This window comes from Luteolibacter sp. SL250, assembly GCF_026625605.1.
Classification (GTDB): domain Bacteria; phylum Verrucomicrobiota; class Verrucomicrobiia; order Verrucomicrobiales; family Akkermansiaceae; genus Luteolibacter.
In genome coordinates this window covers 1,806,018-1,822,635 of the sequence record NZ_CP113054.1, presented here as the reverse complement: position 1 = coordinate 1,822,635, position 16,618 = coordinate 1,806,018, and the positions used below count along the sequence as shown (strand labels likewise).

Below are 16,618 nucleotides of genomic sequence, written 5' to 3'. Positions count from 1 at the left end.
CACGACCTTCGCTACCTACCCTACCATATTGGATCTCGCCCGGCGGGGATTCCCCACCCATCCTCCCTCCGCCAGATGCCCGACCCTTTCACGACCGCGATCCGCAAGCGCCAGCCCCTGCCTGATGGAATGACCGATGCCCTGCGGCTCATCGACGGCAGCGGAGATGGGGTGCCGGGCGTTTTCCTGGAGACCTTCGCGGACCGCTGGCTGGTGTCCACCACGGGCCGGACGATCCCGCCGGAGTTCGGTCGCTGGCTGCGCGACCAGCCGCAGTCCGTCCACTGGAAGCACCTGGACCAGCACCAGAAGGACTCCCCCGCCCACTTCAGCGGCCCGGTCACGGACGGACCGTTCCTCGCGCGGGAGAACGGCCTGAACTTCGAGATCTCCTTCCAGTCCGGCTACTCCCAGGGCATCTTCCTGGACCAGCGGGACAACCGCGCGGAGGTGCGTCGCCGGATGGGCACCGGGCTGCGACTGCTAAACACGTTCTCCTACACGGGTGCCTTCTCCGTGGCCGCCGCCGCCGCCGGTGCGGAGACCACCACCCTGGACCTCTCCCAACCCTATCTGGACTGGGCGAAGCGGAACCTCTCCCACAACGGCATCGACCCCGCCGCCCATCATTTCTGCAAGGGCGACACGTTCCACTGGCTGCGCCGCTTCGCGAAACAGGAGCGCAGGTTCGATGGCATCGTCCTCGACCCGCCGACGTTCTCACGGGATGAAAAGGGCAAGGTCTTCCGTGTGGAGAATGACTTCGGCGAGCTGGCCGCGCTGGCCGCCAGCGTGCTGGCCCCCGGCGGCTGGATCCTCTGCTGCACGAACTTCAAAAAACTGCCGCCGTCCGCCTTCGAGCGGCAGCTCCTCACCTCCGTCCGCCGTGGGATGAAGGCCTCCCATTCCACCATGCCCTCCGACTTCACCGGCGAGCCGTATCTGAAGTCCGTCTGGCTGGAGTGAGCGGTGGCCCTGCTTCATCTGCTGGACTCCGCGGTCCAGAGGAAGATACCCGAATGAAAACCTCTCCGGTAGATATCCTCCCAGATATCAAAGACCAGCGAGACCTGATAGCGGTCCATGAACTCCGGCGTGATTGCCCGGCCCAACCCCGCCTTGAGCTGCCGCTCCGTGGGTGCGTGGGTGATGAACAGGAGGGCGTTCATGCGTTTGGCGGAGTATCCCCTCCCAGCCGCTAGTTTCGGCACGATGGACTCCAGATCCGGATGGATGGCACTTTTCTTCCCATGCGCCCGATCCAGAACGTAGGAGTCGCCGTAGTGGCGGACCTTCGTGGAGGCGTGGGTGAGAATTTCCAGATCCGCCCGCATACCATCCGTCAGCGTGAACGAAGCTGTTTCGCTGTACGAACTCCCCCTTCCCTCCATACCCAGCCGCTGGAGGAGGTTGGTCTCCGGCGGCTTCTCGAAAAGGAGCGTGGCCAGAAATGGTAGCCGGTTTCCTTTCTTCATGGCCTCCCGCAATCCGTAAAGGCCGTGGGTCGCCTGCTCACGGTCCACCGCCCGCAACTCCGCAACCAACTGTTCCTGCCATGTCATGCCAGCCAGCATGAACGGTCCGCGCATTCATGGGCGAGGGGAAATGCGCTCCCTCCCAGCCATTCCACCACGGCACGAAAAACCCGCAGCCGCTATGGGGGCGGGTGCGGGTGGGTATATCGCGGAGCGTCGCAGGCTCAGAGATTTTTCAGGAAGGAGCGCAGCATCCACAAGGTCTTCTCGTGGGTCTGAATGCGCTTGATGATGAGGTCCTGGGTTTCCAGGTCACCGGCGTCCTCTGCGGCCTTGCGGGCGGAGGTCGCGTTGGTGACGACGGTTTCGTGACCTTCGATGAGGTGCGCGACGAAGTCTTTCGCGGGCATCGGCTCGGCGGCCAGCTCCGTGATGGAGGACAGCGAGGCGAGGGTCTTCAGGCCGCCTGGGGCGAGCACGTTCAGACCGCGGATCCGCTCGGCGATCTCATCGACGGCTTCGAAGAGTTCCTCATACTGGGTCTGGAAAGCGGTGTGCAGGGAGAAGAACGCCGGGCCTTCCACGTTCCAGTGGGCGATGTGGGTCTGGCCGAGAAGGGCGTAGGAGTCCGCCAGGAGGGTGGTGAGGCCTTTCACAACCGCGTCGTTCTTGGTGGCTGATTTCGTCTGTGTTTTCATGGTGCTGAGTTGTCTTGGGAAGGCGGTGGGATCGAGCCGCTTGGTTAGTCTCAATATGCCCCTGTTTTGATGACCCGCAAGTGAAAAATTCGTTGGTATTTCAACCAATTTCGCGCATTCTCTTATTGAGAATGATTCGCGCGAACGTGACAATTTTCGGCGTTTTCTTGACTCTCCCGGCGGCTGGTTGACTTTGTGTGAAACGATGTCGGAAACGCTCTGCGATTGGTCGAAACACGAGATCCGTGAACGTGCGGAGGAGCTTCTCGAACTGACCCGGAACCCGGAGTTCTTCTGCCGGAAGTGCGCCCGCGTCGCGAACATCCCCTACGTCCTCTGCAAGCCGATGAAGTTCGAGAAGCAGCTCCGCAAAAATGCGAAGGACGGGGATTGAGAGTAAGGAGGGTGGACACTCTTGTCCACCGGCTGCAATGGGAACCCGTAACGAAGGGCTCTCGATTGGCGGTCAGCTTCTTCTCTTCCCTGAAAACTCCTTTGTGGCTCGCCAATGCCGCCGGAGGACAAGAGTGTCCTCCCTCCTTACTTCTTCAGCAGCACGGCTCCATAAAATCCGTCGAAGCCGAGTTCCGCTGGTGAGATGGCGCGGTCCTCCAGCAACTCGAAAGCCCCACCTTCCAGCAGCTTGTCCACCTGCCTGCGGTTCTCCGATGGCAGGACGGAGCAGGTGGCATAGACGAGGCGGCCGCGGGCTTTCAGCATCTTCGGGTACTCTTGGAGCAGCTCCGCCTGGATGGTGCGGACCCGCTCGAGCGCGGCGGGCTTCAACCGCCACTTGAGATCAGGCTGGCGCTTGAGCGTGCCGAGTCCGGAGCAAGGCGCGTCGATGAGCAGACGGTCCGCGATGGGACCGAACTCGTCCGCCGTGGTCTCGCTGATGAGGCGGGTGGTCACGCACTTCGCACCGGCGCGGGTGGCGCGTTTCTCCAGTTCCTTGAGCTTCTTCCCATCCACATCCATGCCGTAGATGCGGCCCTGGTTCTCCATCAGGGCGGCGAGGTGCAGTGCCTTTCCACCGGCACCGGAGCAGGCGTCGATCACCCGGTCTCCGGGCTGCGGAGCCACCATGCCGGCGATGAGCTGGGAGCCCGCGTCCTGGATCTCGATCCGACCGTCGTAGCGCAGCGGCTTCGGCAGGGCCTTTCCGGGGGCCAGCACCAGGGCGTCCGGCACGCCGTCCACGGGTGAGGTTTCCACGCCTTCCTTCGCCAGCCATTCCATGGCTTTTTCGCGCGTGGTCTTGAGCGTGTTCACCCGCAGATAGACGGCGGCGCGCTCGTTGAGGGCGGAAATTTCCGCGTCCCAGGCGTCTCCCAGCTCGGAGAAAGCAAGCTGGTCCAGCCAGTCCGGGATGGACTCCCGCACGGCGCGCGGCTGGTCCGCCAGCAGGTCCTGCCGGGAGGCGATCTCCTCCGCGCCACGGCCATTGTATTTCCACCACTCCGGCAGTTCATAGCCCATGCGGACCCACTGCGCCGCGCACAGGGCGGTGGTTTCCTCGCTGTCCACCAGGAAGCCCAGCGCCCGTCGCCAGCGCACCACCTCGAACACGGTCTCCGCGATGAAACCTCGGTCCCGCTTGCCCCACTTCGGGTTTTCCTCGAACGCCGCCGCCAGCTCATGGTCCAGGACTTTGAACTCCCGGAAGACCGATTTCGCGATGGTCGAAGCGGCCTCAGCCAGGATGCGGTGCATTTTCATCCGCTTATCCTTGCCAGATCCCCCAACCTGACAACTCCAGCCACGAAAATCTTCACTTCAGCGTTCAATGTTGGACGTTCGATGTTCGATGTTCATCCTCACCCGCGTGCCGACCGTCCAACTCAAGTACCAGTCCTTCCACCCCTCCATCTGGCCGAAAATGATCGGCGAGGTCTCGCGCGATGCGGACCCGGGTTCGTTCGTGGAGGTGCTGGGCAAGGAAGGCACGCGGTTCGGCTGGGGCTTCTGGAACCCGAAGTCGCGCATGCCGCTGCGGGTGGTGAGCCACTCGCTCGAGGATCTGGACGAGTCATTTTTCGAAACCGCCATCCGCCGTGCGGCCTCCCTGCGCCGGGAGATCCACAAGCTGGACGCGGAGACGGACAGCTACCGGGCCGTCCACGGCGACGCGGATTTCCTCCCCGGCATGGTGGCGGACAAGTTCGCGGACGTGCTGTCCGTGGAGATCACCAACCTGGCCGCCTGGCAGCGCCTCGGCGGCTGGCTGCCGCTGCTCCATGAATCCTTCGGCACGAAGCGCATGGTCGTCCGTGTCGATCCGGATCTGGCCCGGGTGGAGGGCATCCCGCGCAGCGGCGGCGTGGAGTCCGACAAGTTCCGCACGGTGAAGATCCGCGAACACGGCATCCGCTACGAGGTGGACTTCACCGACGGGCACAAGACGGGCTTCTTCTGCGACCAGCGGGACAACCGGAAAAAATTCGGCGCGCTGGCGGAGGGCCGGTCCGTGCTGGACCTCTGCTGCTACACCGGCGGCTTCTCCGTCTCCGCCGCCCTCGCCGGGGCGAAGGACGTCACCGCCGTGGACCTGGACGAAACCGCCGTGGAAATGGCGAAGCGAAACGCGAACCTGAACTCCGCGAAGGTGAAGTTCACCCACGCGGACGCCTTCACCTGGGTGCGCACCATGATCGAGAACGGCCGCAAGTGGGACCTCGTCATCGCGGACCCGCCGAAGTTCATCCACGGCCGCGAGGATGAAACGGGCGTGGCGAAATACGCCGACCTCAACAAGCTGGCACTCCAGCTCGTCGAGAAGGACGGCCTTTACGTCACCTGTTCCTGCTCCGGCCAGCTTTCCGTGGAGGAACACGAGCGCATCATCACCGGCGGCGCGCATCGCCTGAACAAGCGCCTGCAGATCTTCGACCGCACGGGAGCCGGCCCTGACCACCCCACCCTTTCCAACTACCCGGAAAGCCGCTACCTCAAGCTGCTCTGGAGCCGGGTGGTGGGATAAGGGAAAGGAAGGCAAGCCTCCGGATTGCCTCCCCAAAAAACATCCCGCGGCTTGCCATTCATGATGAGGCAATCCGGAGGCTTGCCCTCCTTTCTTCCATCCCCTCCTATCTTTCCTCATGTCTTCCTTCCAGTGGTCCGACCTCCGTTTTCTCAGCGGTGAGGCCCCCATTGACAAGACACGCCGCCATCTCCCCCATTGGCAGCAGGATGGAAAAACCTACTTCGTCACTTTCCGTCTCGCCGACTCCCTTCCCTCTTCGCCCCTCAACCAATGGACGGCAGACCGTGCCCGCTGGATCGCGGAGCACCCGCAGCCCTGGTCCCCGGAAACCGAAGCGGAATACCACCGCCTGCTCTCCTGAGAAAGGAAGGCAAGCCTCCGGATTGCCCCCCACAGAAAGAAGCATGCCCGGGATCCGCCGATCTGATGAGTCAATCCGGAGGCTTGCCTTCCTTTCTTTCCTCCCGAACCCCGCATAATTAACCTTGAGTAATGCGCTGTCAGTTTCTAATCCAGATAGAGCGTGAAGTGCCGGAACCGGGCACTCCCAACCAAAAGTTGCATCCATGAAAAAGTACATTGCTGAAGCGATCGGGACATTCTGGCTGGTATTCGGAGGCGCGGGGAGCGCGGTGCTGGCTGCGGGATGGCCGGAGCTGGGCATCGGATTTTTGGGGGTGGCACTGGCGTTCGGCCTCACGGTCCTGACCATGGCCTATGCCATCGGCCACATCTCCGGATGCCACCTGAACCCCGCCGTCTCCGTGGGATTGTTTGTCGGCGGACGCTTTCCAGCGAAGGATCTGGTCCCCTACATCATCTCGCAGGTCATCGGCGGCATTGCCGGTGCGGGATTGCTCTATCTCATCGCCAGCGGAAAGGCTGGGTTTGTTGCCGGCGGGTTCGCTTCGAACGGCTACGCGGACCTTTCTCCGGGGAAATACTCGCTGGTCGCCTGCTTCGCCGCAGAGGTTGCCCTGACAGCGGTTTTCCTGATCATCATCCTGGGATCCACGGACAAGCAGGCACCTGCGGGGCTGGCTCCCGTCGCCATCGGCCTGGGGCTGACGCTCATCCATCTGATCTCCATCCCGGTCACCAACTGCTCCGTGAATCCGGCGCGGAGTCTGGGTACCGCCACCTTTGCCGGCGGCGCTTATCTTTCCCAGGTCTGGCTGTTCTGGGTGGCCCCTATCCTCGGTGCCATCATCGGCGCGGTCCTCTACGGGTTCATCCGCCCGGCCGACGCCCGCAGGTGAGGGTAGAAAGGAAGGCAAGCCTCCGGATTGCCACCCAAAGAATCACCACCTCAAGCCCTCTCCATTTTGATGCAGGCAATCCGGAGGCTTGCCTTCCTTTCCTCCCTTTCCCGGCATCGTGCAATCCGGGCTGCGGGCGGTGGTGCAATACGCGCCACCGGGAGCCCCCCCCCCCATCCGTCCCTGATGGGGTGGAAACCCTTGCACCATCAGCATCCGGCGCTCCCCGGCCGGTCATGGCATCCGCCCTGCGATGATCCGCCGAAATTCATGAACTTCTTCTCCGCAACCAACGAACAGGTCCTCCGCCAGAAAATGGACACCCGCACCATCGCCGAACAGGAACGCGAGATCCTCTACCTCCGCCGGAGGCTGGAGAAACTCGGCGCTGCCCGTGCCCAGGCGGCGGCCCAACCCGCTCCCGTGATCCTGTCACGCACGCAGGCGTCGCTCGCGGCGTGAGTAGGTTGTCCTTTCAGGTGAGGCAATCCGGAGGCTTGCCCTCCCTTCCTTTCCTTCAGTCCCCCACGACGATGGACTTCGGGTCCCAGGTGATCTTCGGGTACTCCATGTTCAGGCCCTTCAGCGTGTTGACCATGATCTGGGCGACGACGAGGTCACGGTACCACTTCCGGTCCGCCGGGATGACATACCACGGAGCGAGGTCGGTGGAGGTCTTTGAGATCACCTCTTCGTATGCCTTCATGAAGTCAGCCCACCGGGCGCGGTCGGAAAGGTCGTCCGGGTTGAATTTCCAATGCTTGGCCGGGTTCGCCAGACGGGACTCCAGGCGCTTCTTCTGTTCATCCTTGGAGATATGGAGGAATAACTTGACGATGGTGGTGCCTTCCTCCGCCAGCATGCGTTCAAACTCCAGCACATGGCGTTGGCGGCGTTTCCAAACTTCGTCCGGGAAAAGCTTTTTCACCCGCACCGCGATGATGTCCTCATAGTGGCTGCGGTTGAAGATGACCATCCCTCCGTTCCGCGGAACGTGCTGGTGGATGCGCCACAGGAAATCATGCGCCAGTTCCTCCTCCGCGGGTTTCTTGAACGCCTGCACCCGGATGCCCTGCGGATCGATCCCGGAGAATACGTTTTTCACGCAGCCATCCTTCCCCCCCGTGTCCATGGCCTGCACCACCACCAGCACCCGATGTTTGCTCTGGGCGTATAGGACTTTCTGCAGTTCACGCAACTCCACCTTCAGCCGGTCGGCGATCGGAAGATAGGAGTCTTTCGTCACGGACTCGAAGACCGTTTTCTCCGAGGTGTCCATCTTGCCAAGATCCAGGGCATCCCCCGGCTTCACAAAATATCGTTCAAGTGGGCCCTTCACCGGCATGGCGCATTTATCCCCCCGGGAGTGACCCCTGACAAGCCGGAAGGACCGCGAAATCCCATCCCCGCCCGTGAAACGTGCGTCACACATTGGAGGTTGTAAATGCGCGGTTCGCAGCCAGTCTATGACCGATGCCCGCCTCCCGGAAGTCCCTGCAACTGAAGCAAAATTCCGCCTCACTCCATACCGCGCTCCACATCGGCGCCAGTTCCGTTTCCATGATGGTGGCGGAACGTGACGGAAAAGGCACATTGTCCCCTGTCGATTTCCTGGAGCAGCCGGCTCCACTGGCGAGCGACATTTTCCGTGACGGCAAAGTGAGCCTTTCCACCACGGAACGCATCGTTTCCATCATCAAAGGCTACCAGAAGGCACTGGCGGAGCTGGGCTATGACCCGCACGACCTCACCCGCGCGGTGGCGACGAACATCCTCAGCGAGGCGACGAACCATGACACGGTGATGAACCGCATCCGCATCGCGTGCGGGCTGCGTGTGAGCACCATCGACGACGGGGAGATGACCCGCCTCATCTATCTGAAGACGCGCCGCCGACTGAAGAATCTGCCAGCCATGCAGCAGGACACCACCCTGGTGGTCCACGTGGGTCCCGGCAACACCCGCGCCCTTCTGTTCCAGAACGGAAAGATCACCCGCTACACCAGCTACCGGCTGGGCACCCACCGCACCCGTGAGGCGCTGGAAGGCTCCCACACCGAAGGTCCCGCGCTCAACCGCGTGATCCGCGAACATACGTCCGGAAATCTGGCCCAGATCCGATTCGACTACTCGGATGTGGCCATCGACGGCATCGTGGCGATCGGCTATGAGATCCAGTCCGTGGCGCCCTCGCTCATCAAGAAAGGCAGCGCCTCCCCACTGAAGACGCTCCGCCAGTTCACCTCGGAGGCGGCGACGCTTTCCGACGTGGAGCTGGTGAAGAGATTCCAGGTGGACTACCAGACCGCTGAAGGCCTGCTGCCCGCGCTGGAGATCAACCTGGCCATCGCGGAGGTTCTCAAGCAGGAGGAGATCCACATCCCGGACAGTGACTACGAGCAGGGATTGCTGCATGACCTGCTGGTTTCCCAGGAACTGACCGGAACTTTCGCGGAAGAGGTGCTGCGCTCCGCCAACATCCTCGCGGAGCGCTACCAATCGGACATCGCGCATGGCGAACACGTGGGCAGCCTGTGCACCCGGTTCTTCGATGCCACGGCGGATCTGCACCGCCTCACGCCACATGACGCGCTGCTGCTCCAGGTGGCGGCCATCCTCCACGAGGTGGGTACCTTCATCACCGCGCGCGCGCACCACAAGCATTCGGAATACATCATCCTCAACTCGGAGATCTTCGGACTGGACCGGCTGGATGTCACCATCGTCGCGCTGGTCTCCCGCTACCACCGCCACTCCGGGCCGAAGCTGGAGCACCCCAGCTACGCCGCCCTCGGGACGGAGGACCGGATCCGCGTTTCAAAGCTGGCGGCGCTGCTCCGCGTGGCGGACGCACTGGAGCGCACCCACGCCCAGCGCGTCGCGCAGATCGAGATCAAGCGTGAAGCCGGCAAGCTCCGCGTCCGCCTGCCCGGACTGGAGGACGCCGCCGTGGAACGCATCGCCATGGAGTCGAAGGCGGACCTCTTCGAGGAAGTCTTCGGCCTCACCGTCGTCATCGATGAAGATAACTAAGTTTGTCAGTTTCCAGTGTTCAGTTTTCAGGGAAGAGACTGCGGTCGCTTCCGGATTCCTGCATGCTGCCTTCCTGAAAACTGAAAACTGAACACTGGAAATTTTTCTCCCATGATCCCCTACCTCAACCGCGAACTTTCCTGGGTCGAATTCAACCAGCGGGTGCTCAACGAAGCCCTGCGCGACGACCTGCCGCTGCTGGAACGGCTGAAGTTCCTGGCGATCACCGCGTCGAACCTCGATGAGTTCTTCCAGGTCCGCATCGGCAGCCTCATGCTCATGCGCCGCAGCGGGCGGAAGACGCCTGACTTGTCCGGCCTCACCCCGGTGAAGAACCTGGCCCTGCTGCGCACCCGCATCCTCCGGATGTGCGCGGATCAATACTCCCTGCTCAACAACGTGCTGCTCCCCGCGCTGGAGAAGCACCAGATCCGCCTTCTCTCCGTCCGCGACCTGAACCTGACCCAGGCGGCACAGGCTTCCGTCATTTTTGAAGATGGGGTCTTCCCCCTGCTCACCCCGCTGGCCATCGATCCGGACGGCCCGGCGCTCCAGGTGCCCGGTCTCCAGATCGTGGTGGCCTGCCGCCTGCTCGACCCGGAAACCCAGGCCGTACGCCACGCCGTGATCCCCATCCCGGAAAGCGTGGGCCGCCGCGTGCCCATCTCCACGGATGGCGAGGGTGCATCCTTCCTCTTCATCGAGGATCTGGTGGCCGCGCATGCCGACCAGCTTTTCCCCGGTGAGAATGTCACCGCCACCACCGTCTTCCGCGTCACCCGCAACGGCGACATGGCCGTACAGGAGGAGGACGCGACCGACCTTGCAGGCGAGATGGAGGATGTGCTGACCGCCCGCCGCTTCGCGGACACCGTGCGGCTGGAGCTGCGTGAGGACGCACCGCGCGACCTCGCCCGCATCATCCAGAAGGTTACCGGCGCCAGCCCGCAGGAAGTCTACCAGATGGACGGGCCGCCTGGACTTTCCTCCTTCATGGATGTGGCGTTCCTCTCCGGCTTCGACCACCTCCGCGACGCCGACTGGCCCGGCCAGCTCTCCCCCGCCATCACGCCCGGCTCGACCATGTTCGAGACCATCGCCTCCGGCGACCTGCTGCTTTTCCATCCCTATGAATCGTTCGAGCCGGTGCTGCGACTCATCGAGGAAGCGGCGGAGGACCCCGACGTGATCGCCATCAAACAGGTGCTCTACCGCACCGCCCGCCAGTCCCGCATCATCGACGCATTGATCAAGGCGGCGGAGAACGGCAAGCACGTGACCGCCCTGGTGGAACTGAAGGCGCGTTTCGATGAAGCCCGCAACCTCGACCGTGCGGACGAACTCCGCCGCGCAGGCGCGCAGATCGTCTACGGGGTGAAGGGCCTGAAGACGCACGCGAAGATCTGCCTGGTCGTCCGCCGGGAGTCCGGACGCCTGCGCCGCTACGTCCACCTGGGAACGGGCAACTACAACGAGTCCACCTCCCGCCTCTACACGGACCTCTCCTACCTCACCTGCAAGCCTGACTACGGCAACGACGCCTCACTCTTCTTCAACGCCGTCACAGGGCGTTCCAAACTGCTGCGCTTCCAGCGCCTGGTCCCCGCCCCCACCGCGATGAAGCCGAAGCTGCTGGACCTCATCGCCAGCGAGGCGGACCGGGCCGGACAGGGGCTGCCTGCGAAGATCACCGCGAAGGTGAACTCCCTGCAGGATCCCGATATCATCGCCGCTCTCTACAAGGCCTCCCAAGCCGGGGTTGAGGTGAAACTCAACATCCGTGGCATCTGCTGTCTGAAACCGGGCGACGCGAAGCACTCGAAGAACATCGAGGTCATCTCCGTCATTGACCGTTTCCTGGAGCACGCCCGCCTTTTCCATTTCCACCAGGGTGGGGATTCCCAGGTCTATATCGCTTCCGCGGACTGGATGACCCGGAATCTGGAGAAGCGGGTGGAACTGATGATCCCCATCGACGCACCGCCACTGAAACGCCGCCTCATCCGCATCCTGGACGCCTACTTCCAGGACAACACGCAGGCCTCCCGCATCCTGCCCGACGGCACCTCCCAGCGGATCGTCCGGGCGAAGGGCAAGAAGGCGTTCCGCGTGCAGGAACAATTCTACCAGCAGGCCAGGCAGGCCGCGAAAGCCCGCGAACACGAACGGGCGATGACCTTCGAGCCGCACGTGCCGGTGGAGTGAATGGGATGTGGAGACGGCTCGTGCCGTGGTCTCATACCCGTTTCACGAACGGACAAGACATCTTCCGTAACGATTCAGCATGCTGATCATCTGGCTGCCTTCAGAGCCGCCTCCGTCCGCAGGCGCGCGATCCAATTTTCGCAGGGTTCATAGGCGGAGTATTTGGACCATACCCGCAGGTCAATCGTTCCATCCATCTTCTGCAACGCCTTGTAAACGGTATCCGACTCTTCCGAGTAGAGGCCAAAGTGCATCGCCTGCGCATTGGCGATCAGCTTGCTATCCGGAAACTTCGCTGCGAGCAGACGCAGCCCACCGAGCAGCAAAAGCACGTCCGGTTTTTTCCCGCCAAAGACATTCTGCAGATTCGTCTTTGAACTTCTCGCATACCCGAGGACGGTGATCATAGCCCGTGCGTAAGCCATGGAACGTTGTTCTTCCGGCAGATCCTTCAGCCGCGCGCGCAACCAAGGTTCCCATTCGCCGGGCTTGCCGTACCATTTTGGCTGCAGCAGATCCATGGTCTGGAGCACCGCGTCGGTGCATTCCGGGAACCTGATGAAAACATGATCGGAGAGCGCGTCGAATTCCTCCCGGTCCATTCCCTCGCCCTTCATGATCATGAGCGCGACGGACGACCAGACAGGTTCGTCATCGCGCAGTTCCCTGCATGCCATGAGATCTTTGCGCGCTTGTCCGAGGCGGGTTCCAAACCCCTTCCACTGTACGTCTTCCACAGCACCGGCATGGTATCCGCCGCGCGCGTTCCACGCACTATGCGCCCAATAGCTGGCGGAGGCAAGTTTCGCAAACGGAGACGCAGGAAACTCCGCGGACCATTTTGCGACCAGTTCCTGTTTGAGGATGCGCCGCTTCTCCTGCGCGATGTTCCGCGGTTTCTCCCTGAACCAGCCGAAAAACCGCTCGCTGTAATAGAGACCATCCTCGTCCCTGCCACCGTCGGTGGAACGGATGGTCCTGATCAACTGTTCCAACGCCGCAGGTCCCCGCGCGGCGGCCTCGTCCATTCTGTGGGAAAACTCCGGATCATCTCCGAAGCTGCGGGCAATAATGCGGGGGCCGCCGACTTTACCCAGATCCCACGGCACCTGGCCGATGAACGCGAGAGCGGAATCATAGCCGCCCTTTCCACCGATATGATCCATGTGCAGGTGTCCTCCAGCAAGTTTGAGGTATTTGAACGCGAGCTGGCGGTCCCGCAAACAGGTCGCAGCAGCGGATGCATGCGCGGAGCCAAGCCAGACACTATCAGGATACTGTTTTGACAGCAGATCCATGCCAGACGCGAGCAGCTCCGCATCGATCGCGCAATGCCATAGGAATGCCGGTCCGGCGGAGCCGTAACCATCGGTGACACCGATCTCATACAGCACGCGGGCATAGTGTTTCGCCCGGTCTTCCGGGGATTGGTTCCCGAGCAAACCGCGCAGCCACGGTTCCCACTCCCCGGGTTTGCCAAAGGATTCGGCGTAGAGGCACTTGACGGCTTTCGAAAGGGACAGGGAATCCCCGGGAAAGTCATTCACCAGCTCCGCCGCCAGCCTGTCGAACGCCGGGCGGTCGAGGTCTGACTTCACCACCACCTGGAAGTAGGCGGCATACCATGCAGGATCGACCTTGCGGAAATCCCGGCACTGTTCCAACAGGGCCATCGAACGGTCGATGAAACCGCCAGCCACCTTCCAGATGTCATCTGCGTCCGCCACACCCCTGCCTGAATAGATCGCATAGTGGGCCTGAAGCGAACACAGCCGTGCCTCCGCAAGCATGGCGGCACGGGATTGAGGAAAGCGCCGTCGCCATTCAGCACAAACCTCCAACTGGTATTCCAGCCTCGGCCTGCCATCAATCCTCCCGCCCTCACCCGTGATTCCCTCAAAAAAAATGGGCGTGGTGTGGCGACCGTCCTTGTCACGCATCTCTTTGGCAAGCAGCTCCGCCGCCATATTCTCCAAGGCTTCCACTCCTTCCAGCAATGCCATTTCCGACCGCGCCCTGATACCACCTTCGGTATCCTCCACCCATCCGGAGAGGGGAGGCAGCTCCTTCACCTTCAGTACCTGTGTCCGTGGATTGACGAGCTTTCCGGGCGGCGAATCCTGCGCGCCGGCATGACTGAGAACCATGACCGAAAGCGAGCAGAAGACCAGGGACCAACGGATAAGCATACCCGGTATATGGACGACCGATGGAAGCAGGGCAAGGCTTGGAAGCCATATCATCGGATGATCATAAACCCCACCGCGCGGCACCTCTCCGAATGACATAAGGCTTCCGCAGGAAATCGCCGCACCGCAAACCCGAATGCAAGGTCCACCGATCACAATTCCTTCATCCCTTGCCGGCATTTGTGCCTAACCATCCCGTTGCGGCCGGCACGCCATTCGCTGGCGCGGGCGTCGGCTCTCATCCACCTTGAGATCTGAAGGAAACTCCGGGTAGTGGTGGCCGGAAGCTTTCCGCGCGGCGGCCGCCGCTTCCGGGTTCTTCGGGTTCTTCCGCAGCAGTCTGGCCTTCGGCATGATGATGTCGGAGACAAAGGAGAGCCCCATCAGCAAGGAAGTCGACACTTCCGCGAGGTGGGTTTCCCCGTCATCATCCGTGTATTCGACCTGGTGGATGGTGGAGTTCATTCCGACCAGCCAGCCGGAGCTGTAGGGACCGGTCTCCAGCTTGGTCACCTTCCCGCCCTTGCGGCGGATGGCGGTCCTCACCCGGCTGACATCCCATGGCTTCACCAGCAGGCCCAGAACCAGGCCGGCGATGGCGATGTATTGGAAGATGCCCTCGAACCCATCCATGGGGACCAATGGCTAGCAGATGGGGCTCCTCCGCGCAATCGTCATCAGGCGGAGCGACCAAGACCCACGCGCCTTCACTTGCCGTATGCCTTCCAGGTGACCCAGCGCACGCAGCGGTGGTAGTTGTCGTAGTCGTCCCACACGCGCAGATCGAGCTTGCCGTTCAGGCGCTGCATGGCGTCATAGGCAAGGTCCGCATTCTCATCATAGCCGCTGTACCACATGGCCTCCGCATTGGTGACGTAGGTGCTCTTGGGAAATCTCTCCGCCAGGGATCTCAGGCCTTTGCGCACCAGCACCTTGTCCGGCTTGATGCTTCCGTAACGCTCCTTCCGTTGGTCCGGATAGCGCATGGCGTAACCCTCGTTGGCGATGACGGCGGAGGCATAGGCGCGGGCACTCGCATCCTCCGGCAGGCCGGCAAGACCCTCGCGCAGGAACGGCTCCCACTCACCGGACTCACCGCCCCAACGCGGCGCGGTCGCAAAGGCGAGCATGAGATGGCATTCGCGGGACTCGGGGAAGTTTTTGAACATCGGCTCGGCGAGCGCCTTGAACTGATCGCTCTGGAGGTCGAGTTGCCCGGATCCCATCATCACCTGCACGACGGCGGTGAACCACGCGGGTTCCGTCTCCCGCAGTTCCTGCGACTGCTTCAGATACTCCGAGGCTTTCAACAGACCGTAGCGGAATCCCGCCCAACGGCTGTCGGAGACACCACCAGCGTAGCTGGCGCCGCGTGCCGCCCAGGCGCGGGCCACCCAGTGATGGGCGGATGCCAGCTTCGCGTAGGGCGAAGCCGGGAATTCCTTCTCCCATGCTGCCAGCAGCTTCTGCCGTTCCATCGACTCCCTCAACTGGGTCAGGTAAGGCATGTCCTGCTGGAACCATTGGTAGAAGGCGAATGCGTTGTAGCTCCCGTCCGCGTCACGCTGCTCCGAGGTGTGGAGGTGTTTCACCATATCCTCCAGCGCATTCGGACCATCCGCAGCCGCCTCCACGACCCGCGCCGTGAAGGCGACGTCATCCCGGACGAACGACTTGATGTCCGGCAGCCCCACCATCTTCGGGTCCCAGGGGATGGACTTCAAATGGTAGAGGAGATTTTCATAGGATGATTTGGGGGTGAACATGCCATCCAGCTTGCCATTCGCGCGGCGCAGCGCTGACTGGATCGCGGCCTGGTCGAGCACCCCCCACGCTGCGAGGGCGGCCTGCTCGCTGGCCAGACCGATGCTGGCGGGATAATCCTTCGCCCACGCCTCCCAGCCGCGGTGGATCATGCCGAGATCCGGCACCACGCCGGTCAAGGTCATGCTCGCGTTCTGGCCCACAGAGATCGACAGCTCGGCGATGGTCCTGACATAGGCCTTCGCGGCCACGTCCGGGGGCAGTTTCGCCAGCTTTCCACGGAGCCATGGTTCCCAGGCGAGGCGGTCACCCGCCCACTCCGGCCGGATCTGCATCACCGCACGGGAAAGGATGTAGCCGCTGTCAGGGAAATGCTGCAACGCATGGTCCACCGCCTTCTCGAACGCCTCCCGGTTATGGTCCGTGACGCGGATGGTCACCAGCTTCGTGACATGCCAGCCGGGGTCCTTGTCCGCCAGCTCCTTCGACTTCTCCAGCAGGGCCAACGAGCGGGCGCAGATATCCGCCACCCGCTGGTAGTTGTCATCCAGGGTCGGTGCCTCCCCGGAGTCCCCGATGGCAGCGACGGCCCTACCGTTGAGCGAAGCCGCTTCCGCAACCATCGCCACGAGCGATTGCGGGCACTTCGCCCGCCACTCCCCGACCATGGTGTGGATGTCCTGCGGCCTGCCCTTCGGCGAAGCGAGTTCGCGGTAGAAATATGGCATGGTGTAGCGGCCGTCACCGTCCTTCGACTCCGCTGTGAGGAGATGTTGGCCCAACTTCTCCATGGCGTCCGGCCCGGCCGCGATGGCCTCCGCCGTCCTCGCGGTCACCCTTCCTTCCGTATCGTCCTCACGCCATTCGGTGACAGGCGGCACTGAGTCCGCGGCCAACCGCCGGGACATCGGGTTCGTGCCGGAAAGTGGGTTCTTCGCCTGGCCGGGGGCGATGTCTGCAAGCAGGAAAGCAATCGCGGGAATGCAGATACGGAGATTCATCATCAAGGGGG

The 16,618-nt window shown here is 62.5% G+C and carries 15 protein-coding genes; 8 read left to right on the top strand and 7 right to left on the bottom strand.

Translation table 11 applies throughout. The features are described 5' to 3' along the window. The first annotated feature begins 75 nt into the window (after positions 1-75). Complete coding sequence (locus tag OVA24_RS08075) at positions 76-966, top strand: class I SAM-dependent methyltransferase (RefSeq protein WP_267674693.1); 891 nt, start codon at positions 76-78, stop codon at positions 964-966. 14 nt (positions 967-980) lie between these two features. Here OVA24_RS08075 and OVA24_RS08070 read toward each other — a convergent pair whose 3' ends face one another. Further along, positions 981-1,589: a hypothetical protein gene (locus OVA24_RS08070; protein ID WP_267674692.1), complete on the bottom strand. Its 609-nt coding sequence runs from the start codon at positions 1,587-1,589 to the stop codon at positions 981-983. 110 nt (positions 1,590-1,699) lie between these two features. Continuing rightward, positions 1,700-2,173: a Dps family protein gene (locus tag OVA24_RS08065; protein WP_267674691.1), complete on the bottom strand. Its 474-nt coding sequence runs from the start codon at positions 2,171-2,173 to the stop codon at positions 1,700-1,702. Positions 2,174-2,378: 205 nt separating this feature from the next. Here OVA24_RS08065 and OVA24_RS08060 point away from each other — a divergent pair, with 205 nt between their 5' ends. Further along, a complete protein-coding gene (locus tag OVA24_RS08060) occupies positions 2,379-2,567 on the top strand; it encodes a hypothetical protein (RefSeq protein ID WP_267674690.1) in 189 nt (62 codons plus the stop codon). 146 nt (positions 2,568-2,713) lie between these two features. Here the strand turns inward: OVA24_RS08060 and OVA24_RS08055 are convergent, their stop codons facing one another. Beyond that, a complete protein-coding gene (locus OVA24_RS08055) occupies positions 2,714-3,886 on the bottom strand; it encodes an RsmB/NOP family class I SAM-dependent RNA methyltransferase (RefSeq protein WP_267674689.1) in 1,173 nt (390 codons plus the stop codon). 94 nt (positions 3,887-3,980) lie between these two features. Here OVA24_RS08055 and OVA24_RS08050 point away from each other — a divergent pair, with 94 nt between their 5' ends. The 4 genes from OVA24_RS08050 to OVA24_RS08035 all read left to right on the top strand — a co-directional run bounded on the left by OVA24_RS08050 (position 3,981) and on the right by OVA24_RS08035 (position 6,877). Continuing rightward, a complete protein-coding gene (locus OVA24_RS08050; protein WP_267674688.1) occupies positions 3,981-5,153 on the top strand; it encodes a class I SAM-dependent rRNA methyltransferase in 1,173 nt (390 codons plus the stop codon). Between the two features lie 118 nt (positions 5,154-5,271). Further along, positions 5,272-5,517, top strand: coding sequence for a hypothetical protein (locus OVA24_RS08045; protein WP_267674687.1), 246 nt, complete (start codon positions 5,272-5,274; stop codon positions 5,515-5,517). A gap of 205 nt (positions 5,518-5,722) precedes the next feature. Then, positions 5,723-6,415, top strand: coding sequence for an aquaporin Z (gene aqpZ / locus OVA24_RS08040; RefSeq protein WP_267674686.1), 693 nt, complete (start codon positions 5,723-5,725; stop codon positions 6,413-6,415). A gap of 270 nt (positions 6,416-6,685) precedes the next feature. Then, positions 6,686-6,877, top strand: coding sequence for a hypothetical protein (locus OVA24_RS08035; RefSeq protein ID WP_267674685.1), 192 nt, complete (start codon positions 6,686-6,688; stop codon positions 6,875-6,877). A 55-nt stretch (positions 6,878-6,932) separates the two neighbouring features. Here OVA24_RS08035 and OVA24_RS08030 read toward each other — a convergent pair whose 3' ends face one another. Further along, positions 6,933-7,754: a PPK2 family polyphosphate kinase gene (locus OVA24_RS08030; protein ID WP_267674684.1), complete on the bottom strand. Its 822-nt coding sequence runs from the start codon at positions 7,752-7,754 to the stop codon at positions 6,933-6,935. Between the two features lie 134 nt (positions 7,755-7,888). Between OVA24_RS08030 and OVA24_RS08025 the strand changes: the two genes are divergently transcribed. Together OVA24_RS08025 and ppk1 are read left to right on the top strand one after the other, a co-directional pair. Next, positions 7,889-9,448 (top strand): Ppx/GppA phosphatase family protein, encoded by a 1,560-nt coding sequence (locus OVA24_RS08025; RefSeq protein WP_267674683.1) that lies wholly within the window; start codon positions 7,889-7,891, stop codon positions 9,446-9,448. A 111-nt stretch (positions 9,449-9,559) separates the two neighbouring features. Continuing rightward, complete coding sequence (ppk1, locus tag OVA24_RS08020; protein WP_267674682.1) at positions 9,560-11,653, top strand: polyphosphate kinase 1; 2,094 nt, start codon at positions 9,560-9,562, stop codon at positions 11,651-11,653. 86 nt (positions 11,654-11,739) lie between these two features. Here ppk1 and OVA24_RS08015 read toward each other — a convergent pair whose 3' ends face one another. From OVA24_RS08015 to OVA24_RS08005, 3 genes are all read right to left on the bottom strand, one after another. Continuing rightward, a complete protein-coding gene (locus OVA24_RS08015; RefSeq protein ID WP_267674681.1) occupies positions 11,740-13,842 on the bottom strand; it encodes a DUF4034 domain-containing protein in 2,103 nt (700 codons plus the stop codon). A 186-nt stretch (positions 13,843-14,028) separates the two neighbouring features. Beyond that, positions 14,029-14,475, bottom strand: coding sequence for a hypothetical protein (locus OVA24_RS08010; protein ID WP_267674680.1), 447 nt, complete (start codon positions 14,473-14,475; stop codon positions 14,029-14,031). Between the two features lie 74 nt (positions 14,476-14,549). Then, complete coding sequence (locus OVA24_RS08005; RefSeq protein ID WP_267674679.1) at positions 14,550-16,610, bottom strand: DUF4034 domain-containing protein; 2,061 nt, start codon at positions 16,608-16,610, stop codon at positions 14,550-14,552. Between the last annotated feature and the right edge of the window lie 8 nt (positions 16,611-16,618).

Bases quoted from the DNA above. Each gene is read 5' to 3' on its own strand.
- OVA24_RS08075 (WP_267674693.1), top strand. From the start codon at position 76: ATGCCCGACCCTTTCACGACCGCGATCCGCAAGCGCCAGCCCCTGCCT.
- OVA24_RS08070 (WP_267674692.1), bottom strand. From the start codon at position 1,589: ATGCGCGGACCGTTCATGCTGGCTGGCATGACATGGCAGGAACAGTTG.
- OVA24_RS08065 (WP_267674691.1), bottom strand. From the start codon at position 2,173: ATGAAAACACAGACGAAATCAGCCACCAAGAACGACGCGGTTGTGAAA.
- OVA24_RS08060 (WP_267674690.1), top strand. From the start codon at position 2,379: ATGTCGGAAACGCTCTGCGATTGGTCGAAACACGAGATCCGTGAACGT.
- OVA24_RS08055 (WP_267674689.1), bottom strand. From the start codon at position 3,886: ATGCACCGCATCCTGGCTGAGGCCGCTTCGACCATCGCGAAATCGGTC.
- OVA24_RS08050 (WP_267674688.1), top strand. From the start codon at position 3,981: ATGTTCATCCTCACCCGCGTGCCGACCGTCCAACTCAAGTACCAGTCC.
- OVA24_RS08045 (WP_267674687.1), top strand. From the start codon at position 5,272: ATGTCTTCCTTCCAGTGGTCCGACCTCCGTTTTCTCAGCGGTGAGGCC.
- aqpZ (WP_267674686.1), top strand. From the start codon at position 5,723: ATGAAAAAGTACATTGCTGAAGCGATCGGGACATTCTGGCTGGTATTC.
- OVA24_RS08035 (WP_267674685.1), top strand. From the start codon at position 6,686: ATGAACTTCTTCTCCGCAACCAACGAACAGGTCCTCCGCCAGAAAATG.
- OVA24_RS08025 (WP_267674683.1), top strand. From the start codon at position 7,889: ATGCCCGCCTCCCGGAAGTCCCTGCAACTGAAGCAAAATTCCGCCTCA.
- ppk1 (WP_267674682.1), top strand. From the start codon at position 9,560: ATGATCCCCTACCTCAACCGCGAACTTTCCTGGGTCGAATTCAACCAG.
- OVA24_RS08015 (WP_267674681.1), bottom strand. From the start codon at position 13,842: ATGCTTATCCGTTGGTCCCTGGTCTTCTGCTCGCTTTCGGTCATGGTT.
- OVA24_RS08010 (WP_267674680.1), bottom strand. From the start codon at position 14,475: ATGGATGGGTTCGAGGGCATCTTCCAATACATCGCCATCGCCGGCCTG.
- OVA24_RS08005 (WP_267674679.1), bottom strand. From the start codon at position 16,610: ATGATGAATCTCCGTATCTGCATTCCCGCGATTGCTTTCCTGCTTGCA.